The sequence below is a fragment of the Aliihoeflea sp. 40Bstr573 genome, from assembly GCF_024105655.1.
In the GTDB taxonomy this organism is placed as follows: Bacteria; Pseudomonadota; Alphaproteobacteria; order Rhizobiales; family Rhizobiaceae; genus Aliihoeflea.
Genome location: NZ_JAAAMH010000011.1, coordinates 40,674 through 63,026 on the forward strand (window position 1 = coordinate 40,674; position 22,353 = coordinate 63,026).

Here is a 22,353-nt window from a genome sequence, read left to right on the forward strand (position 1 = left end):
TCGGTCCTTCGCTGTGGCTCCGGGCGTTCGTCATCCGAAAGCCAGATCGTCGGCTGACGCGGACCACGCCTCACCCCAGCAGATTCCGCGCCGTCCGCATGAATATGCGCGCGCCGATCGGGATCAGATCATCCGGGAAATCATAGTCCGGATTGTGCAGTTGCGGATGGTTCTCACCGGCTCCAAGGAACAGCATCGCCGATTTCGCCCGCCGCCCGAAATGGCCGAAATCCTCGGATGCGCGCATCGGAAGTTCGGCCTCGTCGTGCGAAATGCCCTCAGCGTCCATCGCCGCGCGCAGGTGCGAGACCGCCTCCGGCGCATTGAGGCTGGCGACGAAAACCTCGTGATAGTCGATCTCGCAGGAAAGCCCCGCGCGCGTCGCGGCGTCCTTGGCCAGCGCCTCGGCCGAGGCGACGAGATCGGCCATGCGTTCGTCGAGCCTTGTCCGCAAGGTCGCCCAGACCTCGGCACGGCCAGGAGCGATGCCGAACACCGCCTCGCCCATCGACACGTGGGTCACGGTGACCATCGCGAAATCGTCTTCACTGAACCGCCCCCCGCCGAGCGCGGTAAGCTTCGGCATCAGTTCGGCGACCGCCTGCATCGGCGAGACGCCCGTCTCGGGCATCGACGAATGCGCGGTCTTGCCGGTCAGGACGACCCGCATCCCGCGCGAGGCGCAATTGACGACGCCTTCCTTCAGTCGCACATGCCCCAGCGGCGTGCCGGGGAGGTTGTGCAAGGAGAAGGCGAAGTCGGGCAGGATCGCATCATAGCGCGGGTCGGCGACGACGCCGGCTGCCCCCGCGCCCGTCTCCTCGGCGGGCTGGAACATCAGCACCACACGGCCCCTTGCCGGCCGCTCGCGCCCGAGCTGGCGCCCGACGGCGACGAGGATGGTCGTATGGCCTTCATGGCCGCACATATGCGACTTTCCCGGCACCTTCGAGCGGTGCGGCACGTCGCCCAGTTCCTCGATCGGCAGCGCGTCGGTTTCGGAGCGGAACAGCACGGTCGGTCCCGGCTTGCCGCTGTCATAGATGACGGCGACGCCGTGCCCGCCGAGCCCGGTCAGGATTTCGTCCGGCTCGGTCGGCGTCAGGAAGGACACGACCTCGCGCGCCGTTTCTTCCTCCTCGCCCGAGATTTCCGGCTGCTCGTGCAGCTTGCGCCGCCATGCCGTCAGTTCCGCGATGTCGCTGTTGGTCAGTTGCATGAAATTGTCCCTGCTCGAATTCATTGCGCCGCTGTGCGCCCGGCGACGCGTCCCGAAAAGATGCAGCCACCGAGAAACGTGCCTTCCAGCGCGTTGTAGCCGTGATAGCCCCCGCCCCCGAACCCCGCCGCCTCGCCGACGGCATAGAGCCCCGCAATCGCCTCGCCCGATCCATCCAGAACGCGCGCGTCGAGATCCGTATGGATGCCGCCCAGCGTCTTGCGCGTGAGGATGTTGAGCCGCACCGCGATCAGCGGTCCGTTCTTCGCATCGAGGATCTTGTGCGGCTTGGCCGTGCGAATCAGCCTGTCGCCGAGATAGGCGCGCGCGCCGCGAATGACGGTCACCTGTGTATCCTTGGCAAAGGGGTTGTCGATTTGCCGGTCGCGCGCGGCAATCTGGGCCTCTAGCCGGTCGTGGTCGATCAGTTCCTCGCCGACGAGCCGGTTCATGCCAGCGACGAGTTCGCCGAGCGAGGAAGAGACGACGAAGTCTTCCCCGTTACGCTTGAACGCTTCCACCGGCGGCGGCGCGCCCTTGCCGCGCCGGCTCTTGACCACCTGCAGCCATTCGCCGGAGGTCAGGTCCGGGTTCTGCTCCGAGCCCGACAGCGCGAATTCCTTCTCGATGATCTTCTGCGTCAGCACGAACCAGGAATGCTCACGCCCGGTCGCGAGAATCCGCTTCAGCGTCGAGAGCGTATCGAAGCCCGGCATGCAGGGCGCCTCGAGACGCGAGCCGAAAGCGTCGAACCAGAGCGAGGACGGGCCGGGCAGGATGCGGATGCCGTGGTTCGGCCAGATCGGGTTCCAGTTCTTCAGCCCCTCCGTATAGTGCCACATCCTGTCCTCGTTGATGACCGCCGCGCCAGCCTCGCGCGCAATGCCGATCATCCGTCCGTCCACATGGTGCGGCACGCCGGCGACCATCGACTTCGGCGCAGGCCCGAGCCGCTCGACCGGCCAATTCTTGCGCACCAGTTCGAAATCGCCCCCGATGCCGCCGGAGGCGACGATCACCGCGCCGGCCGACAGCTCGAAATCTCCGGTCACCACGCGCGAAGATTTCTCGCCGCGCCCGACTGTCGACGGCGCCAGCACCTCGCCGGCGACGCCCGTCACCGCGCCATTGATCTTGACCAGGCGGCTCGCACGATGGCGAAATTTCAGAGAAATCCGCCCGGCCGAAACATGCGCGCGCACGCGTCGTTCGAACGGCGCGACGACGCCCGGTCCTGTTCCCCATGTCAGGTGGAAGCGCGGCACCGAATTGCCATGCCCGGTGGCAAGCGCCCCGCCGCGCTCGGCCCAACCAACGATGGGAAACCAGCGCATGCCCATTTCACCGAGCCAAGAGCGCATCTCGCCGGCAGCGAAATCGACATAGGCTTCGGCGACCTTTCGCGGCCAATGATCTTCATCGCGATCGAACGCGGCCGAGCCCATCCAGTCGGACAGGGCAAGTTCGCGGCTGTCGCGAATGCGCATGCGCCGCTGCTCGGGCGTGTCGACCATGAACAAGCCGCCGAGCGACCAGAAGGCCTGCCCGCCCAGCGAATTCTCGCCCTCCTGGTCGAGGATGACCACGCGTTTTCCGCGATCGCCGAGTTCGGCCGCCGCGACCAGCCCCGCCAGCCCTTCACCGACGATGATCACGTCGCAATCCATGGCATGCCTCCCTTTTGCCAAAGGCAAGCATGACCGCTGCAACCGTTCAAGTTGCAGATGCTACCTTTCGGTGAGCTTCAGCTCGATGCGGCGGTTGCGGTCGCGCGCCTCCGGCGTGTTCGCCTCGTCGAGCGGCTGGAATTCGCCAAAGCCGGCCGCGACCAGCCGTTCGGCGGGCACGCCCTCGCTGACGAGGAACTTGACCACCGAAATCGCCCGCGCGGCCGACAGTTCCCAATTGTCGCGGAAGCGGCCAGTGCCGGAAAGCGGGATGTTGTCGGTGTGGCCGTCGACGCGCAGCACCCAGTTGATTTCTGGCGGGATTTCGCGCTGCAGGTCGAGGATCGCATCGGCGAGCTTGGCCATTTCCTCCTGCCCGGCCGGGTTGATCACGTCCGCCCCGGTGGCGAACAGCACCTCCGACTGGAACACGAAACGGTCGCCGACGATGCGGATGTTCTCGCGGTCCGACAGGATTTCGCGCAGGCGGCCGAAGAAGTCGGAGCGATAGCGGTTCAGTTCCTGCACACGCTGCGCGAGCGCCACGTTCAGCCGGCGCCCCAGATCGGCGATCTTGGCGTTGGATTCCTGGTCGCGCGCCTCGGAGACGTCGAGCGCGGCTTCGAGCGCACCGATCTGGCTCCTGAGCGCCGCGATCTGCTGGTTGAGAAGCTCGACCTGGGAGAGCGCGCGCTGAGAAACCTGCCGCTCCTCGTCGAGTTGGCCCGACAGCGAACCGATCTGCGCCTCGGCCTGCGCGCCCGCGCCTGATCCCGCATCGAGAAGCTGCTGCAATCGAGAGCGTTCGCTTTCGGCATCGGCCAGCGAGGCCTGCAGCGAGGACAACGCATCCTCCATGTCCTGGCTGCTCGACTGCTCGAGCGCCAGCAATTGCGTCAGTTCGTTGATTTGTGCATTGAGCCGGATCAGCGCCTGGTCGCGGCCGCTGATTTCCTGGCTGAGAAGAAACTGCGCCAGCACGAAGACCGACAACAGGAACATGATGGCGAGCAGCAGCGTCGACAGGGCGTCGACGAAGCCCGGCCAGTAGTCGACGTTGCGCTGGCTGCGCCTGCCGCGCGCGAGCGCCATGTCAGATCTTGTCCTGCTTTTCGAGGGCGCCGGCGATGCGGTCCAGCGTGGCGCGCAGTTCGCGCTGCTCGGCCGCCTGGCTTTCCACCCAGTCGCGCATCATCTGCTGTTCTGAGCGCATGTTCTTGACGAGGCCCGAAATGCCGTCGGCAAGGTTGGCCATCGCGGCTGCCACGCGCGGGCTCGAGCCGCCGCCTTGCTCCTGCATGGCGCGCAGCCGCTCCGACATCGCCTTGATCTCTTCCGCCGAGCTCACCTTGGAGGGGTCCGCGACCGCCATGTCGGAGCCGAGGTCGGTCACCGAGGAAAGCCAGTTTTCCAGTTCGATGTAGAATCGGTTCTGCGCCCGCCCTGCCTGCAGATCGAGGAATCCGAGCACCAGCGAGCCGGAAAGGCCGAAGAGCGAGGACGAGAAGGCCGTACCCATGCCCTCGAGCGGAGCGGAAAGGCCCGATTTCAGGGAATTGAGCACGTCGTTGGCATCGCCCGAGCCCGGGTCGAGCGACTGGATCGTGCTCCCGATCGAACCGATCGTGCCGAGCAGGCCCCAGAACGTGCCGAGCAGGCCGAGAAAGACGAGAAGTCCGATCAGGTAGCGCGAGATGTCGCGGCTTTCATCAAGGCGCGTCGCGATCGAATCGAGGATCGAGCGCAGCGACGAGGTCGACAGCGCCATGGTCTGCGAACGCGACAGCAAGGTCCTCATCGGCGCAAGCAGGACAGGCTCCGTCTCGGCCGAACCGGCGCGGAACGAATTGACCCATTTAACCTCGCGAAACAGCCGGATGACCTGGCCGAATGCGAGCAGGATGCCGATCAGCAGAACGCCCAGGATCAAGCCGTTGAGACCCGGATTGGTCTGGAAGGCGGACGAGATCTGGCGATAGAGGATGGCGGCGATGAAGCCGACGATCGCCAGAAAGATGATCATCGAAAAGAGAAAGACCTGGGGGCTGGACAGGCCGCGCGGATCGTAATCCGCATCCTCGGCCGCGCTGTCTGCACCCAGGGTTCTGAATAAGGCCATGCCTGCCGCCCCGGATTCGTGCCGCATTTTCAATCGTTCACGACTGTAAACGCAATCATGGCGAAATTGAAAGAACGCGCCGTCCGAATGCCGGGGAAGATCGGGATGCCGCCTAAACCGGCTTCGCCAGCGTCTTCAGGAGCGCCTTGTGGATCTGTTCGTTGCCGGCGACGATCGAACCGCCCGAAAGCACGTCCTGCCCGCCGGTCCGGTCGGAGGTGAAGCCGCCCGCCTCGCGCACGATGAGCATGCCGGCCGCCATGTCCCAGGCCGACAGCCAGTCTTCCCAGTAGCCGTCGACGCGGCCGGCGGCGACATAGGCAAGGTCGAGCGAGGCTGCGCCCATGCGGCGGATGCCGGCCACCTCGCCCATCACGTTGCGCAGGTCGACCAGCGCCTTGCCGTGATGGCCGCGGCCAAGATGCGGGATGCCGGTCGCGATCACCGCGTCGGAAAGCTTGGAACGCGCCGCCACGCGCAGGCGCCGGTCGTTCATGAATGCGCCGCCGCCCCGCTCCGCCGTGTAAAGCTCGTCCATCGCCGGATTGTAGACCACGCCGGCGACCACCTGGCCCTGGCGCTCGAGCGCGATCGAGATGGCGAAGATCGGGATGCCGTGCAGAAAGTTGGTGGTGCCGTCGAGCGGATCGACGATCCAGGTATGCTGGCCGTCATCGCCCTCGATTGCGCCCCGCTCCTCCATCAGGAAGGAATATCCCGGCCGCGCGCGCGACAGTTCCGCGTGGATGATTTCCTCGGCCTTGCGGTCCGCCTGGCTGACATAGTCTCCCGGTCCCTTGAGCGAGACCTGAAGGTTCTGCACCTCGCCGAAATCGCGCGAAAGCGAGCGCCCGGCCTTCATTGCGGCCTGAACCATCACGTTGAGAAGAGCAGAGCGTGCCATCAGAATGTTCCAAGGTTGGGCGCGAGCCGGGTGCGCCGGGATTTTGGGCGGGGCGAGGCGAAAATGGCTGATCGCGAGAACCGGAGCAAAGCGTACATCAGTACGTGAGCGCCGGAAGCGCAGCGAGCAGCCATTTGCAGGCCGTCCCGGCCGAAATAGCGGTGCAGCCTAATCGGCGCGGCGCACGTAGGTGATCTCGTTGGTATCGACGACGATCTTCTCGCCCGACGAGATGAAGGGCGGGACCATGACGCGCACGCCGTTTTCCATGACTGCCGGCTTGTAGGACGACGCCGCCGTCTGGCCTTTGACGACAGGATCGGCCTCGGCGATCGTCAGCGTGACGTAGTCGGGCAGCGAGATGCCGATCGGCTTGTCCTCGTAGAGTTCGACCGTCACCTTCATGCCGTCCTGCAGGAAGGCGGCACGCTCGCCGACGAACTCCTTGTCGAGTTCGAGCTGCTCGTAGCTCTCGTCGTCCATGAAGACCAGCGCCTCGCCCTGCTCGTAGAGATAGGAGAAGTCCTTCTGCTCGAGGCGGACCTTCTCGACCGTCTCGGCGGCGCGGAAGCGCTCGTTGAGCTTGGTGCCGTTGATGAGGTTCTTGAGTTCGACCTGGTTGTAGGCGCCGCCCTTGCCGGGCTTCACCGCATTGGTCTTGACCGCGACCCACAGCCCGCCATCGTGCTCGATGACATTGCCGGGACGGATTTCATTGCCGTTGATCTTCGCCATGATCGTCTTTCGCAAAATGGGGAAATGGGCGCAGGGCCGCAATTGCGGCCTCCAAGACCATAAAACGCGCCGTCAGGCAAGGCTAAGGCTGATCTTGCCGCGTGTTCTCGGCCTCGGTTTCGGCCGCGGCCCCGCCATCTTGCGTTTCCGTCAGCGCCGACGGTCCCGAACCGCCCTGCTCGATCTCGGCCATGCGCGCGCGCGCCGCATCGAGCTCGGCCTCGCCCAGTCCGGCCAGATGGTCCTCCATCACCGGATCGACCAGCCCCTCGCGCTTGGCGAGCATGTACCAGGCGGCCGCTGCGATCGAATCGCCCTCGACGCCCATGCCGGCCCAGTAGAGCTTGGCGAGCCGGTTGCGCGCGGCGACATTGCCGCCATTGGCGGCAAGCTGGATCCAGCCGAACCCGGCCTCCATGTCGCGGGGCCCGCCGATGCCCTCGACGAGCCAGGAGCCGAGTTCCACCTGCGCCGTGTCGAAATTCTGCTGCGCGGCCCGGGCGAGCCAGCCGCGCGCGGCTTCGAGGTCGGGCTCCCCGCCCTGCGTGAGCATCAGCGCCAGCGCATATTGCGCGTCGGCAAGGCCGGTGCGCGCCGCGCGCTCGAAATAGACCCTCGCCTCGCGCTCGTCCGCCTCGTTGCCGGCTTCGTTGATCAGGAGCTGGCCGAAATTGAACTGCGCCATCGGATTGCCAGCATCCGCCGCCGCCTTCATCAGCTCGTAGGCCCGCGTCCGGTCGCGCGGCAGGAATTCGCCGTCGATCAGCATCAGTGCGGTCTGGAACTGCGCTTCGGGCACGCCCTGTTCCGCCGCCGCCTCGTACCATTTGGCGGCCTGCGCGCCGTCGCGGCGAACGCCGAGCCCGCGTGCATAGATTTCCGCGACCAGCGTCTGCGCGGCCTTGTCGCCGGCCTCGGCGCGCGGCAGCGCGAGTTTTAGCGCCGTGATGTAGAGGCCGCGCTGATAGGCGCCATAGGCCAGGTCTGGCTCGCGTCCGCCGAACCGGCTGGGCGCGACTTCGGAAGCCTGCGGTCCGGTCACCTGGCCACCATCCTGCGCGAGCGCGGGCGTTGCCAGCGCGGCGACAATCAGGAGCGCGAGAAGCGGATCATTCCTCATCGAGACGCGGCGCCCTTTCGTCAAGAAGCGCGTTGAGCGCTGCAACTCGCGCGGACGGATTATCATGGGCGAAGACTGCCTGCTCGACGGCGACGAAATCGACGCCGGTCTCGGCCACCACCGCCACGCTCTCGTCCGAAGAGCCCGCCATGACGATACACGGCACCGCCACCATCTCGCCCCACCATCCGCCGAGCGCCAGATTGCGCGGATGCGCCTCGGGCTTGGTGTCGTAGCCGAACCGGCCGAAGAACATGTAGTCGGGCTGCGTCTCGCCGAATTCCAGCGCGTCGTCGCGCGTCTTTACACCGCCGGTGCCAACCATGATCTTGTTGCCGTGGCGCTCGATCATGTCGGCGAGGTCCGCCTTCGACCCCTCGAAATGCAATCCGTCTGCCTTGGCCCTCATGGCGACGCGCGCATCGCCCTCGACGATGACGGCGACGCCCTTCTCCTGAATGGCAGGCGTCACGGTTTCGACGAAGGAGAGGTATTCCTGCTCCGAGCGTTCGCCGCGCGGCAGGATCACCGAGGCGACGTCGCCGCCGGCCAGCGCCGAGGAAATCGCATCGCCCACATTGCCGGTGGAGGGCGCGATCAGGACGAGGCGGCAGCGGGTGGGTAAGGCGTCTGGCATTGCACTCTCTGGGCGTTGGACGCCGATTTGGCGCGCGATCTTGTTGTGATTGCGGCATAAGCCATGCGACACGACTTGACCAGAAGCCACGAAGACCCCGCGCCTTGCTGACCGATCCCTGGTTCTACGCCGCCGCCATCCCCTCCGTCCTGCTCGTCGGCCTGTCGAAAGGCGGGCTCGGCGGCGCCGCTGCGCTCATCGGCGTGCCGCTGATGGCGCTGGTCGTACCGCCCGTCCAGGCCGCCGCGATTCTGCTGCCGATCCTGATCCTGATGGATATCGTCTCGCTTTGGCTTTGGCGCGGCAATCGCGACGGGGCGACCTTACGCATCATGCTGCCCGGCGCGCTTCTCGGCATCGCCATCGGCTGGCTGACCGCCGCCATCGTCACCGAGGCCATGGTGCGTCTCATCGTCGGCGTCGTCGCGCTCGCCTTTTTCCTGCGCTGGTTCGCCACCCGCATGGCAGGCACGGAGCACCGCACCGGGCACTCCGTCGCGCGCGGCACCTTCTGGGGCGCGGTCAGCGGCTTCACCTCATTCGTCGCCCATGCCGGCGGGCCGCCCTTCCAGGTCTACGCCCTGGCGCTCGGGCAGGAGCCGCGCATCTATGTCGGCACCAGCGTCATCTTCTTTGCCATCGTCAACGCGGTGAAGCTGGTGCCCTATTTCGCGCTCGGCCAGTTCGACGCGGCGAACCTGACGGCCTCCGCCGTGCTGATGCCCATCGCCCCGCTCGCCACCATCGCCGGGGCGTGGATCGTCCGGCGCATGCGCGCGGAGGTCTTCTACCCCTTCATGTACGCCATGGTCTTCATCGTCGCGCTCAAGCTCATCTGGGACGGGCTCTCCGCGCTGCTTGACGGATAGGAGCCGGGGCGCTTTTCTCGGCGTCCGATTTCGGGAGGACACGACCAGCATGAACGTCTACGAGCAGCATCTCGGCAAGACCCCAGCCAACCACCAGCCCCTGACGCCGCTCACCTTCCTGGAGCGCGCGGCGAAGGTCTTCCCCGATCACGTCGCGATCGTCCACGGCAGGACCCGCACGACCTACAAGGCGTTCTGGGAGCGCGCGCTTCGCCTCGCCTCGGCGCTCGCCGACCGCGGCATCGGCAAGGGCGATACGGTGACGGTGATGCTGTCCAACACGCCGCCGATGCTCGAGGCGCATTACGGCGTGCCGATGGTCAAGGCGGTGCTCCACTCGCTCAATACGCGGCTCGATGCGGCCGCCATCGCCTTCCAGCTCGACCATGCGGAGACGAAGGTGCTCATCGTCGACCGCGAGCATTCGAAGGTCGTCGCAGACGCGCTGGCGCTGGCCTCGGTGAAGCCGCTCGTCATTGACTACGACGACCCTGACTATTCCGACGAAGCGCCTCACCCCAAGGGCGAGCGCATCGGCACCGAGGACTACGAGGCGTTGCTCGCCGGCGGCGACCCGGACTTCGCCTGGTCGATGCCCGACGACGAGTGGGACGCGATCTCGCTCAACTACACGTCCGGCACCACCGGGAATCCCAAGGGCGTCGTCTACAGCCATCGTGGCGCGGCCCTGATGTGCTATGCGAACACGATCCATGCCGGCATGGGCAAGCACTGCGTCTATCTGTGGACGCTGCCGATGTTCCACGCAAACGGCTGGTGCTTCCCGTGGACGCTGGCCGTCCAGATCGGCACGCATGTGTGCCTGCGCTGGGTGCGCGCCAAGCCCATGTACGACGCGATCGCCGACCATGGCGTCACGCATCTGTGCGGCGCGCCGATCGTCATGGCGACGCTGATCAACGCCGAGGACAAGGACAAGCGCGACTTCCCGCAGACCGTGACCTTCAACACCGCCGCCGCCCCGCCGCCCGAGGCCGTACTCTCCGGCATGGCCGATGCGGGCTTTGCCGTCGTTCATCTCTACGGGCTGACCGAGACCTACGGCCCCGCGACCGTCAACGAGTGGAAGGGCGCGTGGGACGAACTCGACAAGGGCGCGCGCACCACCAAGAAGGCCCGGCAGGGCGTGCGCTATGCCGCGCTCGAGGGCCTGACCGTCATGGACCCCGAGACGATGCGCGACACGCCCGCCGACGGCGAGACGCTGGGCGAGGTCATGTTCCGCGGCAACATCGTCATGAAGGGCTACCTCAAGAACCCGAAGGCGACCGACGAAGCTTTCGCCGGCGGCTGGTTCCATTCGGGCGACCTCGGCGTCATGCATCCCGATGGCTACATCCAGCTGAAGGACCGCTCCAAGGACATCATCATTTCCGGCGGCGAGAACATCTCGTCGATCGAGGTCGAGGACGCACTCTACAAGCACCCCGCAGTCGCCTCCTGCGGCGTCGTCGGCCGCACCGATGAAAAATGGGGCGAGACACCCGTTGCCTATGTCGAACTGAAGCCCGGTCGCACGGCGAGCGAGGACGAGATCATCGAGCACTGCCGCACGCTGATCGCGCGCTACAAATGCCCGCGCACGGTGATCTTCGGCGAGGTGCCCAAGACCTCGACCGGCAAGATCCAGAAGTTCCGCCTGCGGGAGATGGCACGCCAGCTTTGACGGAATCGGTCAAAACGGGACAGTTTTCGACGGATTTTCTGAGAATTTTACCGATCGTTAAGCTTTACGGGTGTTTACTGTCCCCATCCAGTCTTCTGGATTCTTACCGAGTGGTCGGACCACTCCGTTTGACGCCTCCCTGTTAAACTCCTGAGAGCCGCGCTTCCCGTGGCTCTTTTTTTTGCCCGCCTGGCAAGGGGCGGCACGAGCGGCACGAAGCGCGTTAACCCTTTGTTAAACATCCGGTTGCCCCTGTCGTGGACAAGGCGCATGATCGTCCTTGTGACCGGCGGCAATTCGTGGAACCTCAGGCTCCGCCTCGCCGTTGTCGGCACGCAGGCGCGGAAAATCAAGAACATCGGGGCATTTTGATGAGAATGGAAGCCGGAAGCGGCCAGGCCGCGACGATCAATCTGGCGGAACACCGCGTCTTTTCCGGCTCGTTCAAGAAGCTCTACGGCGAAGGCATGCATCTCGTCGAGGAAGCTGCCGAGTATCTCGACGGCCAGGGCCGGCTCGAGGCGAAGTCGCTGACGCGCATTGCCGCCACGCTCTATGCAGCCGAATCGATGCGCCTCACCACGCGCCTGATGCAGATCGCCTCGTGGCTCCTCCTCCAGCGCGCTGCCAATTCCGGCGAAATGACGCGCGACCAGGTCGCCGCCGAGAAGTCCAAGGTCCGCCTCGACACCGCGTCGGCTTTCGATACCGACAATTCCTGGGGGGAACTGCCGGCCGCCTTCCGCGATCTCGTCGACCGCTCGCTGCGCCTCCAGTCGCTCGTTCGTCGCATGGATGGCGAGGTCTATGGGGCCGACGACAGCTTCGAGCGTCGTGCCCTCAATCCCGTCTCTGACCAGATCACGCTGTTGAAGACCGCCTTCGGGCGCTGAGCATTTCGCAGCCGGCGCGCTTGCGTCCGGCGTCGTGCAAATGCGCTAAACCGGATTCTCCGAATTTTCGTTGCTGCTTTGTTCACGCTTTCATGTCATAGCGGATGTGAAAGACGGGGACTTCATGGCAGAGACGATTCGCATCATCGGCATCGACCCGGGCCTGCGCCGCACCGGCTGGGGCATCATCGACGCCATCGGCAATTCGCTGCGCTTTGTCGGCTCCGGCACCATCCGCTCGGACTCCGAGATGGACCTCGCCTCGCGGCTTTGCCAGTTGCATGACGGGCTGGAAGCCATTCTCCACGAGCACATGCCGGTCGAGGCGGCTGTCGAGCAGACCTTCGTCAACAAGGATGCGACCGCGACGCTGAAGCTTGGCCAGGCCCGTGGCATCGCCATGCTCGTCCCTGCACGCAGCGGCCTGCGCGTCGCCGAATACGCGCCCAACGCGGTCAAGAAGTCCGTCATCGGCGTCGGTCACGGCGACAAGAAGCAGATCCACATGATGGTGAAGGTGCTGATGCCGCGCGCGACCTTCGACACGGACGATGCGGCCGACGCGATCGCCATCGCCATCTGCCACGCCCACCACCGCCAGAGCGTGACCGGCCGCCTGGCAATGGCCGCCGCGATGGCCGGTTAGGACCTGCGCCGATGATCGGAAAGCTCAAAGGCACCGTGGACGAGATCGCCGAGGACCATTGCATCGTCGACATCCACGGCGTCGGCTATGTCGCCTACTGCTCCACGCGCACGCTGGCTGGCATCAAGGTCGGCGAAGCGGCCACGCTATTCATCGAAACCTATGTCCGCGAGGACATGATCCGGCTCTACGGCTTCAAATCGCAGCTCGAGCGCGAGTGGTTCCGCCTGTTGCAGAACAACGTCCAGGGCGTCGGCGCCAAGGTCGCGCTCGCCGTCCTCTCCACGCTGACCCCGTCCGAACTCGCCAACGCCATTGCCCTGCGCGACGTTACCATGGTCGCCCGCGCGCCCGGCGTCGGCAAGAAGGTCGCCGAGCGCATCGTCACCGAATTGCGCACCAAGGCGCCCGCCTATGCAGGCGAGGCCACCGGCACGATCGGCCTCAAGCAGGAACTTGGCGAAGGCGTCGCCCCCGCTCCCATAGCCGATGCCGTCTCCGCGCTCGTCAATCTCGGCTACTCCCGCGACATTGCCGCCAACGCCGTCTCGGCCGCCCTCAAGGCGGCCGGCGAGGATGCAGATTCGTCGAAGCTGATCCGGCTTGGATTGAAAGAACTGGCGCGGTGAGTATCACACTCGCATTTTTCCTTACATTTTGATAAAGGTAAGGAAACGAGGTCGACATGGGTTTCGAAGCAAAGATAACCAGCAAGGGGCAGGCAACCATTCCAGTGGAGGTTCGCGAGCGGCTTGGATTACATGCCGGCGATCGCATCGCCTTCATTGAAGTCGAGCATGGGTTTCTCGTCGTTCCTCGCAACCGACCCGCCGAGAGCCTTTTCGGCTTGCTCGCCGCTTATGCAATTCCAAATACGACGATCGAGGATTACAAACGAGCGGTCGGCGAAGGAATTAGCGACCACGTCTCCTCTCTGCATGGCGAGCAGGACTCTTGAGGGGTCTCGACACCAATATCCTCCTACGTGCGATGCTGGACGACGACCCGGTCCAATCGGCCGTCGCGCAGCGCCTACTGTCGGGTCTCGATCGCGAAACGCCTGCATTTGTAAGCATTCCCGTCATGATGGAATTCTTCTGGGTCCTGCGCGCGCGTTATAAGCTGCCCCGGCCCGCGCTGGCTGGCGCGATTCGCAGCCTCCTGGAGATCGAGCATCTCGAATTCGAGGCATTTGACACCGTTGGAAAAGCTCTCACAACGTTTGAAACCGGCATCGCGGATTTCGCCGACGCAGTCGTCGCGCTAAGAAACCAGGAACTTGGGGCCAGCGCCACTTTGACATTCGACAAGGCAGCCGCCCACTCGGTCCGATCCATGGAACTGCTTTCGTGAACACCGCCCCCCGCCTCATCACACCGGAAAAGCGCGGCGAGGACGTGGACACCACCTTGCGTCCGCAAACGCTCGACGATTTCTTCGGGCAGGCCGCTGCACGCGCCAATCTCAAGATCTTCATCGAGGCGGCGAAGACGCGCGGCGAGGCTTTGGACCATGTCCTGTTCGTCGGCCCGCCCGGCCTCGGCAAGACGACGCTGGCGCAGATCATGGCGCGCGAACTGGGCGTCAATTTCCGCTCCACCTCGGGCCCGGTGATCGCCAAGGCCGGAGACCTTGCGGCGCTCCTGACCAATTTGGAGGACCGCGACGTCCTCTTCATCGACGAGATCCACCGCCTCAACCCGGCCGTCGAGGAAATCCTCTATCCGGCGATGGAGGACTTCCAGCTCGACCTGATCATCGGCGAGGGTCCCGCCGCCCGCTCGGTCAAGATCGATCTCGCACGTTTCACGCTGGTCGCCGCGACAACGCGGCTCGGCCTCCTCACCAACCCGCTCCGAGACCGCTTCGGAATCCCTGTCCGGCTCGATTTCTACACGGTCGAGGAACTTGAGAAGATCGTCAGCCGCGGTGCGCGCATCCTGTCGCTTCCCATGAGCGAGGAAGGCGCGGTTGAGATCGCCCGGCGTGCGCGCGGCACCCCCCGCATCGCCGGCCGGCTGCTGCGCCGCGTGCGCGATTTCGCCTCCGTCGCCGGCGCCGAGATCGTCGACCGAAAGGTCGCCGACGCCGCGCTCACCCGATTGGAAGTCGACGCTCTTGGGCTCGACAATCTCGACCGGCGCTATCTGTCGATGATCGCGACGAATTTCGGCGGTGGTCCTGTCGGGATCGAGACCATCGCGGCGGGCCTGTCCGAACCGCGCGACGCCATCGAGGATATCATCGAGCCCTATCTGATCCAGCACGGCTTCATCCAGCGCACGCCCCGCGGCCGGATGCTCACCGCCAATGCCTGGCGCCATCTCGGGCTGGAGGCCCCACGTGACTTGGCTGTGCGGCAGACGAGCCTTTTCGAGGACGATCAATGATCGACCCGACCGCCCTCGCCGGAGAACTCACGCCCTTCGGCCACCGCATGCATGCCCGCGTCTACTACGCCGATACGGACTTCTCCGGCGTCGTCTACCACGCCCGCTACCTCGAATTCTTCGAACGCGGCCGGTCGGACTTCCTGCGTCTTGCCGGCGTCCACCACACCGAGCTTGCCGATGGCAAGCATGGCGAAAAGCTCGTCTGGGTCGTCAAGCGCATGGAGATCGACTTCCGTGCCTCCGCACGGATCGACGACATCCTGACCATCGACACGCGAACGGAAAGGATTTCCGGCGCGCGCATCTACATGGCGCAGGAATTGAAGCGCGGCGACGACATGCTCGTCACCGCGCGCGTCGAGGCAGCGATCATTTCGGAAGCCGGAAAGCCGCGCCGTTTTCCCAAGGAATGGCTGACCGCATTCATGCCGCAAGTGGCCGATCCGGCTTGAGCCGCGCGTTCGCCTAAACGCTTCCTTAACCCTAACGGCGCATGAACAGGGCGATGAAAATCGTCGATAACGGCATGCGCCTTCCTTTCACCAAATTTGGCTTGAACAAGGCCGATTATGGTGCCGTGGGGTCGAGGCCGGCACGCAATCGATGACAACTGACAGGCGCACCTGGAGGAAGGGCGGCAAAGAGCCGTCCGGACTCGTGATGAGGACGTTGGGACCATGGAAACCGTGACTTTGGCCGCACCGGGCGGCGATCATTCGATCTGGGCGCTGTTCTGGCAGGCCGGCTGGGTCGTCAAGCTGGTGATGCTGGGCCTGATAGCGGCCTCGATCTGGACGTGGGCGATCATCGTCGACAAGATCATCGCCTACAAGCGCATGGACGCATCGCTGAACCGCTTCGAGCAAGTGTTCTGGTCCGGTCAGTCGCTGGAAGAACTCTATCGCACACTCGCCGACCGCAAGACGACCGGCATGGGCGCGGTCTTCGTCTCCGCCATGCGCGAGTGGAAGAAGAGCTTCGAGAAGGGCGCCAAGTCTCCGATCGGCCTCCAGACCCGCATCGACAAGGCGATGGACCTTGCCATCACCCGCGAGATGGAGGGGCTGGAAGGCCGTCTCGGCTATCTCGCCTCCATCGGCTCGGCCGCGCCCTTCATTGGCCTCTTCGGCACCGTCGTCGGCATCATGACCTCGTTCCAGGCCATCGCCGGCTCGCAGTCGACCAACCTCGCCGTCGTCGCGCCGGGCATCGCCGAGGCCCTTCTCGCAACGGCCCTTGGCCTTCTCGCCGCCATTCCCGCCGTCATCGCCTACAACAAGCTGTCGGCCGATGCCGGCAAGCTCGCCGCGCGCATGGAAGGGTTCTCGGACGAATTCTCCGCCATTCTTTCGCGCCAGATCGATGAAAAGGTCGTGCCGCGCGCGGCAGCGGCCTGACCGCGGCAGGGGAGTTTCAACATGGGCATGGCAGTCGGACAAAAGAGCGGCGGACGCTCCAGGCGCAGGGGCAAGCGCCATGCGCTCGTCTCCGAGATCAACGTCACGCCCTTCGTCGACGTGATGCTGGTGCTCCTGATCATCTTCATGGTCGCGGCCCCGCTGTTGACGGTCGGCGTGCCGATCGACCTGCCCGAATCGCGCGCCGGCGCCCTGAATTCGGAAACGACCCCGATCACCGTGTCGGTCAACGCCGACGGCCAGGTCTACCTGCAGGAAACCGAGATCGCGATCGACGACATCGTGCCAACCCTCGAGGCCGTCGCCACCACCGGCTATGACGAGCGCATCTATGTGCGCGCGGACGGCGCGGCGAACTACGCCATGGTCATGCGCGTTCTCGGCCGCATCAATGGTGCCGGCTACCGGAACGTTGGCCTCGTCACCCTCCCCGAGGATAGCTGAGCAACGCGATGAAGGCCGGCCTCACAACATCTGTGGCCATGCATGTCGTGCTCATCGGGGCCGGGCTCATCAGCCTGTCCTCGCCGCGCCCGCTCGAAAGCTCCAACTTCGAATCGTTCCCGGTGGAGATGGTGCCCCTCGCCGAGATCTCGCAGAGCGTTCAGGGCGAGCGTACCGCGCCCGTCTCCGAGACGCCGGCGCCCGAGGCGACCACCGAGGAAGCGCCGGTCGACAACGCGCAGAACATCGGCAACAACCAGGTCGATCTCCCCAATTCCGCGACCGTGCCGGGCAACCGTCCGGTCGATGCCGCATCTGCTCCGCCGCCGGCCGAGGAGCCGCCCGCACCCGAACCCGTTCAGGAGCCGACCCCGGCGCCCGAGCCCGAACCGACGCCGCCGCCTCCGCCACAGGAAGCCGAAGCCGAGCCTGAACCCGCTCCCGTCGAGGAAGCGACACCGGAACCCGCCGAGGAACCGGCCATCGCCGAGGAACAGCCGCGCGAACTCGTCCAGTTGCCGACGAGCGCCCCGCGCCCGCAGGTCCGCCCTCAGCCGCAGCAGCAGCAGCAGGCCACCCGCCCCGAGCCGCAGCGCGAGCCCGAACGCCCCGCGCAGCAGCCCCAGCAGGCGCAGCAATCGAGTGAGGAAAGCCAGTTCAACGAGGACGAGATCGCTGCGCTCCTCAACCGCGACCAGGCGCAGGGCGGCGGCGCCGAGCGATCGAGCGAACAGGCGTCGCTCGGCGGCCGACAGACGACGGGCGCCGTCCTGTCGCAATCCGAGATCGATTCGCTGCGCAGCCAGGTGTCGCGCTGCTGGAACCCGCCGGTCGGCGCGGCCGACGCAGAGAATATGGTCGTTTCCATCCGCCTGAAGCTCGATCCGTCGGGTGCGCTCGACGGAAATCCGGAAGTCGTGTCGGGCGGCGGCTCGACCATGGCCGAGCGTGCGGCGGCCGACGCGGCGCGGCGCGCAGTGATGCGCTGTGCGCCCTACAACGCCCCCGCCGACAAATACGATGCCTGGGCCGATGTTCAGTTCAACTTCGACCCGAGCCAGATGTTCTGACCCCACCCGGCACGAAGACCGGACAATGAGGCGAAACCGATGATGACATACCTGAAGACCTGCATGGCGATATGCGCTCTCGCGCTGGCCGGCGCGCTCGCCGCCAGCCTGCCCGCGCGCGCGCAGCTCCAGATCGACGTGACGCAGGGCGTGGTCGAGCCGATGCCGATCGCCGTCACCGACTTCCTGTCGAGCGACAATGTCGGTGCCGAAATCACCGGGGTCATCGAGGCCAATCTGCGCCGATCGGGCCTCTTCGCCCCGATCTCCAAGAGCGCCTTCATCGAGCGCATCTCCAATCCAGACGTTGCGCCGCGCTTCAACGACTGGACCGTCATCAACGCGCAGGCCCTCGTCACCGGCCGTGTCACGCAGGAGGCAGATGGTCGGCTGCGCGCCGAATACCGTCTTTGGGACACGTTCTCCGGGCAGCAGGTCGTCGGCGAGCAGTATTTCGCCAACCGCCAGAACTGGCGCCGCATCGCCCACATCATCTCGGACTCGATCTACCAGAACCTGACCGGCGAGAGCGGCTATTTCGACACGCGCATCGTCTATGTCGACGAATCGGGGCCGAAGAACCAGCGCGTCAAGCGCCTCGCCATCATGGATCAGGATGGCGCCAACCAGCGCACCTTGACCGACGGCAGCTCCATCGTCCTGACGCCCCGCTTCTCGCCGACGCGCCAGGAAATCACCTACATGTCCTATGAGGGAGGCACGCCTCAGGTCTATCTCCTGCAGATCGAGACCGGCCAGCGCGAACTCGTCGGCAACTTCCCCGGCATGACCTTCGCGCCGCGCTTTTCGCCCGACGGCCAGCGCATCGTGATGAGCCTTTTGCGCGAAGACGGCAATTCCAACATCTACATGATGGATCTGCGCTCGCGCACGACGACGCGCCTGACCAATTCCAACGCCATCGACACCTCGCCCACCTATTCGCCGGACGGGACCAAGATTGCCTTCACCTCCGACCGCGGCGGGCGCCCGCACATTTACGTAATGGGTGCGGATGGCTCGAATCCGACCCGCATCTCGTTTGGCGACGGCACCTATTCGACCCCCGTCTGGTCGCCGCGCGGCGATCTGATCGCCTTTACGAAGCAGAGTGCCGGCCAGTTCCAGATCGGCGTGATGCGCACCGATGGTTCGGGCGAGCGTATCCTGTCCACGGGGCACCTGCAGGAAGGCCCGACCTGGGCGCCGAACGGCCGCGTCATCATGTTCTTCCGGGAGGCTTCCGGCTCGAACGGCCCGACCCTGCACTCGATCGACCTGACCGGCCGCAACGAGCAGCGCATATCGACGCCGAATTTCGGTTCGGATCCCGCATGGTCACCGCTTCTGCAGTAGTGCGGCTTCAAAGACACGGACGCGCCGCTTTTTGGCCCAGATTCGCCGTAGCGTCGGCCACGGACGAAGGCGCGGGCGAATCATTGCGAGCCGCCCGCCGCTCGACCCTCGAAACGAAGTCGTCACCCTGCCTGTTGAGGCTCCGTTAACCTCATTGTGGTTACTGGACATTCAACGAAACCCATCTAGTGCGAAGGAGAGGCGGCCATGCGCCGTATCGCAGCCATCACCCGTAGCCCCCTGATCGTCGCATTCGTTGCCGGCCTTGCGCTCGCAGGTTGCGCCAGCAAGCAGACCCCGAACAACGCGGCCGACCTCGGCCTTGGCGCCGGCGGTGCCGGTTCGGGCATCGCGGCCACCCCCGGTTCCAGCCAGGACTTCACCGTCAATGTCGGCGACCGCATCTTCTTCGACACGGACTCGACCGTCATTCGCGCCGATGCCCAGCAGACGCTCGCCCGTCAGGCGCAGTGGTTGAACCAGTACGGCAATTACGGCATCACCGTCGAAGGCCATGCCGACGAACGCGGCACCCGCGAATACAACCTCGCGCTCTCGGCCCGTCGCGCTGCCGCCACCCGCGATTATCTCGCCAGCCAGGGCGTCGCCGCCAACCGCATCCGCACCATCTCCTACGGCAAGGAACGTCCGGTCGCCGTTTGCGACAACATCTCCTGCTGGTCGCAGAACCGCCGTGCGGTCACCGTACTCGACGGCGCCGGTAGCTGATCCATTTCGGCAACAGTCGAACGAACTTCGAAGGCGGTCCTCGTGGCCGCCTTTGTTATTTCGGGCGAAAACAAAATTTGGCCGAACTCCGGGGCGCTGGTAGAAGCGAGTTTGGGGCGCGGCGCAAGGTCGCGACCCGTCATCGTCAAGCGAGAGGCATGATGAAGTTTGCAACCCTTTTGAGCGGTGCGATTGCCCTGCCGCTCCTGTTCGCCGCACCGGCAATGGCCCAGACGGCGGACCAGCGCGTTCTGGCCATGGAAGACCAGCTTCGCCAGTTGAACGGCCTGGTCGAGGAACTGAATTTCCAGGTCCTCCAGATGCAGGACCAGCTCCGGCGAATGCAGGAGGACAACGAGTTCCGCTTCCAGCAACTGGAAGGCGGCGGCTCGTCCTCCGGCGGCGGTTCGGGCGCGACGGGCGCGTCGAGCAACGACCAGGGCAACAACGCCCTGACACCGCCCGCGACCACCGACACTGCCGACGCCGAATCCCACGGGACGATCCAGCCGCCCGTCGCCGGCGGCTCTAGCGAGACGCTGGCTGCGCCGCCGCGCGAACTGGGCTCGATCACCTTCGACGCGCAGGGCAATCCGGTCGGCGCGGGCGTCGCGCAGCCGGTCGCCCCCCAACCCGGCGTCGCGGGCACTCAGGCAGACGGCACCACGGTCGCGGCGCTTCCTTCCGCGGGCGATGCGGGCCAGCTCTACCGCAATTCCTACGAATTCATCCTGTCCGGCGACTACGCAACCGCCGAGAGCGGCTTTCGCGACATGATCGCGCGCTATCCCGAGCACGAACAGATCCCCGACGCCCAGTTCTGGCTCGGAGAGTCCCTGCTCGGCCAGGAAAAGTACCGTGACGCGGCCGAAACCTTCCTAGCCGCCAGCCGCGACTACCCGCAGTCGCGCCGCGCGCCCGAAATGCTCTTCAAGCTCGGCGTCTCGCTCGCAGCGCTCAACCAGCGCGAAGTCGCCTGCGCCACGTTCAACGAAGTCGGCCAGCGCTACCCGCAGATGTCCGAGGCGCTGAAAGAACGCGTCAAGCAGGAACAGCAGCTCACCTCCTGCTGATGACCGGGCCGGCCTTGATGCCGCTCGACCCCGATGCGCTCTTTGCGCCACTCGACCTGACGGGCCGTCAAAAGGTTCTCGTCGCGATCTCCGGCGGCAGCGATTCCACCGCCCTCCTCCACCTCTTCAAATCCTTCGCGAACCGTCGCGCGCCCGCGCTTGGCATCGTCGCCGCGACCGTCGACCATGGCCTTCGTCCCGCCTCCGCGAACGAAGCCAGAGCGGTCGCGCAGCTCGGCGCAGACCTGGGCATCGGGCACGTCACGCTGCGCTGGCAGGGCGAAAAGCCGGCGACCGGCATTCAGGCCGCCGCCCGCCTCGCCCGCTATCGCCTGCTGGATGAAGCCGCGCGGCAGGCCGGCGCCGACATCGTCCTTCTTGGCCATACCGCCGACGACCAGGCCGAAACGGTCGCGATGCGCCACGCTCGCGGTTCCGGCGACGGCCTGCGCCGCGGCGATGCGGGCATGGCACCCGCCATGCTCTATCGCGACCGCACTTGGTTCGTGCGCCCGCTTCTGGGCACCTCACGCGCAGTTCTGCGCGATTGTTTGCGCGATGCCGGCCTCGGCTGGATCGACGACCCGAGCAATCGCGACCGCGCCTACGAGCGTGTCCGCATCCGCGAGTCTCGCCCGGAAGCACCGGCGGACCCTGCCTCGCGGCTTGCCGACAGCGCCAGCGCAGCCGACCTTATCTCGTCCTCTATCACCCGTCCCGCGCCGGGCCTGCTGCGGCTCGACCCGGCCATGCTCGCCAGCGATGGCTGCCTTACCGCGCTTCGCCTCCTGCTCGCCGTCTGCGGCGGGACGGAACACCTTCCAGATGAAGCGCGCGCGCAGGCCCTGCTCGCCATGCTCGACCGGGAAAAAGCGCGCGCCACATTGTCGCGTGCGGTGGTCGACAAGCGTCACGGCTCGGTCTGGCTCCACCGCGAAAGCCGCGGCCTTCCCGCGCCGGCGGCCCTTCCAGAGGACGCGATCTGGGACGGCCGCTTTCGCGCCGCCGCGCCGACCGGGAACGCGGAACTGATTGCGCCGGTCGGCAACGCCGCCGCCCATCTTGCCACCTGCGTCCCCCCCGGCGCCAGCCAAGCCCTTGTTATGGCTGCCTTGCGGGCCGAGCCGGGCATCTGGCGGGCCGGCTCGTTCCAGCGGCAGACCGCCCCCGCGCAGCTTTGCCCGGTCCTTGCGCCCTGGAGGCTTTTCCTGCCGTCCTTCGACCTCGCGCCTGCCGCCGCCCTGCGACGTCTCTTTAGCCTTGCCGGCCTCCCGTCATCGCCTTGGCGCGACCACATTTTCCGCGGACCTTAACCTCGCCGAAGAGCGGCGCTTGGCAAGGGTTCGCCAGCTTCCTATGTTAGGCGCGAAGCTC

At 65.7% G+C, this 22,353-nt stretch carries 24 protein-coding genes; 16 read left to right on the plus strand and 8 right to left on the minus strand.

What is annotated here, in order from left to right; genetic code table 11:
• Positions 1-70: 70 nt before the first annotated feature.
• From GTK01_RS14225 to GTK01_RS14260, 8 genes are all read right to left on the minus strand, one after another.
• On the minus strand, positions 71-1,219 hold the full coding sequence (locus GTK01_RS14225) for an amidohydrolase (protein ID WP_252926878.1): 1,149 nt from the start codon (positions 1,217-1,219) through the stop codon (positions 71-73).
• A gap of 20 nt (positions 1,220-1,239) precedes the next feature.
• The gene (locus GTK01_RS14230; protein ID WP_252926888.1) at positions 1,240-2,886 is read right to left on the minus strand and encodes an FAD-binding dehydrogenase; all 1,647 of its coding nucleotides are present in this window, start codon (positions 2,884-2,886) and stop codon (positions 1,240-1,242) included.
• A gap of 60 nt (positions 2,887-2,946) precedes the next feature.
• Positions 2,947-3,978, minus strand: coding sequence for a peptidoglycan -binding protein (locus GTK01_RS14235; RefSeq protein WP_252926890.1), 1,032 nt, complete (start codon positions 3,976-3,978; stop codon positions 2,947-2,949).
• A 1-nt stretch (position 3,979) separates the two neighbouring features.
• Entirely contained in the window at positions 3,980-5,005 is a 1,026-nt protein-coding gene (locus GTK01_RS14240) for a MotA/TolQ/ExbB proton channel family protein (protein WP_252926892.1), read from the minus strand.
• Positions 5,006-5,117: 112 nt separating this feature from the next.
• Positions 5,118-5,909: an inositol monophosphatase family protein gene (locus GTK01_RS14245; RefSeq protein ID WP_252926895.1), complete on the minus strand. Its 792-nt coding sequence runs from the start codon at positions 5,907-5,909 to the stop codon at positions 5,118-5,120.
• A 168-nt stretch (positions 5,910-6,077) separates the two neighbouring features.
• Entirely contained in the window at positions 6,078-6,644 is a 567-nt protein-coding gene (gene efp / locus GTK01_RS14250; RefSeq protein WP_252926897.1) for an elongation factor P, read from the minus strand.
• Positions 6,645-6,726: 82 nt separating this feature from the next.
• On the minus strand, positions 6,727-7,764 hold the full coding sequence (locus GTK01_RS14255) for a tetratricopeptide repeat protein (protein WP_252926898.1): 1,038 nt from the start codon (positions 7,762-7,764) through the stop codon (positions 6,727-6,729).
• Positions 7,754-8,401 (minus strand): thiamine phosphate synthase, encoded by a 648-nt coding sequence (locus tag GTK01_RS14260; protein ID WP_252926900.1) that lies wholly within the window; start codon positions 8,399-8,401, stop codon positions 7,754-7,756. Before GTK01_RS14260 ends, GTK01_RS14255 begins: the two co-directional genes overlap by 11 nt.
• Positions 8,402-8,505: 104 nt before the next feature.
• Here GTK01_RS14260 and GTK01_RS14265 point away from each other — a divergent pair, with 104 nt between their 5' ends.
• The 16 genes from GTK01_RS14265 (at position 8,506) to tilS (ending at position 22,292) form a co-directional block, all read left to right on the plus strand.
• Positions 8,506-9,270: a sulfite exporter TauE/SafE family protein gene (locus GTK01_RS14265; protein ID WP_252926902.1), complete on the plus strand. Its 765-nt coding sequence runs from the start codon at positions 8,506-8,508 to the stop codon at positions 9,268-9,270.
• Positions 9,271-9,319: 49 nt separating this feature from the next.
• Positions 9,320-10,957 carry an acyl-CoA synthetase gene (locus GTK01_RS14270; protein WP_252926904.1) on the plus strand — a complete coding sequence of 546 codons (1,638 nt, stop codon included), beginning with the start codon at positions 9,320-9,322 and terminating at the stop codon, positions 10,955-10,957.
• Between the two features lie 371 nt (positions 10,958-11,328).
• Positions 11,329-11,850 (plus strand): DUF1465 family protein, encoded by a 522-nt coding sequence (locus GTK01_RS14275; RefSeq protein WP_371924354.1) that lies wholly within the window; start codon positions 11,329-11,331, stop codon positions 11,848-11,850.
• 124 nt (positions 11,851-11,974) lie between these two features.
• Positions 11,975-12,496: a crossover junction endodeoxyribonuclease RuvC gene (gene ruvC, locus GTK01_RS14280; RefSeq protein WP_252926906.1), complete on the plus strand. Its 522-nt coding sequence runs from the start codon at positions 11,975-11,977 to the stop codon at positions 12,494-12,496.
• An 11-nt stretch (positions 12,497-12,507) separates the two neighbouring features.
• Positions 12,508-13,125, plus strand: a complete 618-nt coding sequence (gene ruvA, locus GTK01_RS14285) for a Holliday junction branch migration protein RuvA (protein ID WP_252926908.1) — start codon at positions 12,508-12,510, stop codon at positions 13,123-13,125.
• A 56-nt stretch (positions 13,126-13,181) separates the two neighbouring features.
• The gene (locus tag GTK01_RS14290) at positions 13,182-13,454 is read left to right on the plus strand and encodes an AbrB/MazE/SpoVT family DNA-binding domain-containing protein (RefSeq protein ID WP_252926910.1); all 273 of its coding nucleotides are present in this window, start codon (positions 13,182-13,184) and stop codon (positions 13,452-13,454) included.
• Complete coding sequence (locus tag GTK01_RS14295) at positions 13,451-13,849, plus strand: PIN domain-containing protein (protein ID WP_256483874.1); 399 nt, start codon at positions 13,451-13,453, stop codon at positions 13,847-13,849. Before GTK01_RS14290 ends, GTK01_RS14295 begins: the two co-directional genes overlap by 4 nt.
• Positions 13,846-14,886 (plus strand): Holliday junction branch migration DNA helicase RuvB, encoded by a 1,041-nt coding sequence (gene ruvB, locus GTK01_RS14300; RefSeq protein WP_252926915.1) that lies wholly within the window; start codon positions 13,846-13,848, stop codon positions 14,884-14,886. Before GTK01_RS14295 ends, ruvB begins: the two co-directional genes overlap by 4 nt.
• Positions 14,883-15,341 carry a tol-pal system-associated acyl-CoA thioesterase gene (ybgC, locus tag GTK01_RS14305; protein WP_305883891.1) on the plus strand — a complete coding sequence of 153 codons (459 nt, stop codon included), beginning with the start codon at positions 14,883-14,885 and terminating at the stop codon, positions 15,339-15,341. The genes ruvB and ybgC overlap by 4 nt, the downstream gene beginning before the upstream one ends.
• Before the next feature lie 225 nt (positions 15,342-15,566).
• Entirely contained in the window at positions 15,567-16,286 is a 720-nt protein-coding gene (gene tolQ / locus GTK01_RS14310; protein ID WP_252926919.1) for a protein TolQ, read from the plus strand.
• A gap of 21 nt (positions 16,287-16,307) precedes the next feature.
• Positions 16,308-16,751, plus strand: a complete 444-nt coding sequence (locus tag GTK01_RS14315; protein WP_252926922.1) for a biopolymer transporter ExbD — start codon at positions 16,308-16,310, stop codon at positions 16,749-16,751.
• Between the two features lie 8 nt (positions 16,752-16,759).
• On the plus strand, positions 16,760-17,821 hold the full coding sequence (locus GTK01_RS14320; protein ID WP_252926925.1) for a hypothetical protein: 1,062 nt from the start codon (positions 16,760-16,762) through the stop codon (positions 17,819-17,821).
• A gap of 39 nt (positions 17,822-17,860) precedes the next feature.
• On the plus strand, positions 17,861-19,177 hold the full coding sequence (tolB, locus tag GTK01_RS14325; protein WP_252926928.1) for a Tol-Pal system beta propeller repeat protein TolB: 1,317 nt from the start codon (positions 17,861-17,863) through the stop codon (positions 19,175-19,177).
• A 207-nt stretch (positions 19,178-19,384) separates the two neighbouring features.
• Complete coding sequence (pal, locus tag GTK01_RS14330; RefSeq protein WP_252926946.1) at positions 19,385-19,906, plus strand: peptidoglycan-associated lipoprotein Pal; 522 nt, start codon at positions 19,385-19,387, stop codon at positions 19,904-19,906.
• A gap of 161 nt (positions 19,907-20,067) precedes the next feature.
• Complete coding sequence (gene ybgF, locus GTK01_RS14335; RefSeq protein ID WP_252926949.1) at positions 20,068-20,979, plus strand: tol-pal system protein YbgF; 912 nt, start codon at positions 20,068-20,070, stop codon at positions 20,977-20,979.
• Positions 20,979-22,292, plus strand: a complete 1,314-nt coding sequence (tilS, locus tag GTK01_RS14340; RefSeq protein ID WP_252926952.1) for a tRNA lysidine(34) synthetase TilS — start codon at positions 20,979-20,981, stop codon at positions 22,290-22,292. The genes ybgF and tilS overlap by 1 nt, the downstream gene beginning before the upstream one ends.
• Positions 22,293-22,353 lie beyond the last annotated feature (61 nt).

Bases quoted from the DNA above. Each gene is read 5' to 3' on its own strand.
- GTK01_RS14260 (WP_252926900.1), bottom strand. From the start codon at position 8,401: ATGCCAGACGCCTTACCCACCCGCTGCCGCCTCGTCCTGATCGCGCCC.
- GTK01_RS14320 (WP_252926925.1), top strand. From the start codon at position 16,760: ATGAAGGCCGGCCTCACAACATCTGTGGCCATGCATGTCGTGCTCATC.
- GTK01_RS14240 (WP_252926892.1), bottom strand. From the start codon at position 5,005: ATGGCCTTATTCAGAACCCTGGGTGCAGACAGCGCGGCCGAGGATGCG.
- ybgC (WP_305883891.1), top strand. From the start codon at position 14,883: ATGATCGACCCGACCGCCCTCGCCGGAGAACTCACGCCCTTCGGCCAC.
- GTK01_RS14290 (WP_252926910.1), top strand. From the start codon at position 13,182: ATGGGTTTCGAAGCAAAGATAACCAGCAAGGGGCAGGCAACCATTCCA.
- GTK01_RS14235 (WP_252926890.1), bottom strand. From the start codon at position 3,978: ATGGCGCTCGCGCGCGGCAGGCGCAGCCAGCGCAACGTCGACTACTGG.
- ybgF (WP_252926949.1), top strand. From the start codon at position 20,068: ATGAAGTTTGCAACCCTTTTGAGCGGTGCGATTGCCCTGCCGCTCCTG.
- GTK01_RS14315 (WP_252926922.1), top strand. From the start codon at position 16,308: ATGGGCATGGCAGTCGGACAAAAGAGCGGCGGACGCTCCAGGCGCAGG.
- tolB (WP_252926928.1), top strand. From the start codon at position 17,861: ATGATGACATACCTGAAGACCTGCATGGCGATATGCGCTCTCGCGCTG.
- pal (WP_252926946.1), top strand. From the start codon at position 19,385: ATGCGCCGTATCGCAGCCATCACCCGTAGCCCCCTGATCGTCGCATTC.
- GTK01_RS14270 (WP_252926904.1), top strand. From the start codon at position 9,320: ATGAACGTCTACGAGCAGCATCTCGGCAAGACCCCAGCCAACCACCAG.
- tilS (WP_252926952.1), top strand. From the start codon at position 20,979: ATGACCGGGCCGGCCTTGATGCCGCTCGACCCCGATGCGCTCTTTGCG.
- efp (WP_252926897.1), bottom strand. From the start codon at position 6,644: ATGGCGAAGATCAACGGCAATGAAATCCGTCCCGGCAATGTCATCGAG.
- ruvA (WP_252926908.1), top strand. From the start codon at position 12,508: ATGATCGGAAAGCTCAAAGGCACCGTGGACGAGATCGCCGAGGACCAT.
- GTK01_RS14275 (WP_371924354.1), top strand. From the start codon at position 11,329: ATGAGAATGGAAGCCGGAAGCGGCCAGGCCGCGACGATCAATCTGGCG.
- ruvC (WP_252926906.1), top strand. From the start codon at position 11,975: ATGGCAGAGACGATTCGCATCATCGGCATCGACCCGGGCCTGCGCCGC.
- GTK01_RS14230 (WP_252926888.1), bottom strand. From the start codon at position 2,886: ATGGATTGCGACGTGATCATCGTCGGTGAAGGGCTGGCGGGGCTGGTC.
- GTK01_RS14245 (WP_252926895.1), bottom strand. From the start codon at position 5,909: ATGGCACGCTCTGCTCTTCTCAACGTGATGGTTCAGGCCGCAATGAAG.
- tolQ (WP_252926919.1), top strand. From the start codon at position 15,567: ATGGAAACCGTGACTTTGGCCGCACCGGGCGGCGATCATTCGATCTGG.
- GTK01_RS14225 (WP_252926878.1), bottom strand. From the start codon at position 1,219: ATGCAACTGACCAACAGCGACATCGCGGAACTGACGGCATGGCGGCGC.
- GTK01_RS14255 (WP_252926898.1), bottom strand. From the start codon at position 7,764: ATGAGGAATGATCCGCTTCTCGCGCTCCTGATTGTCGCCGCGCTGGCA.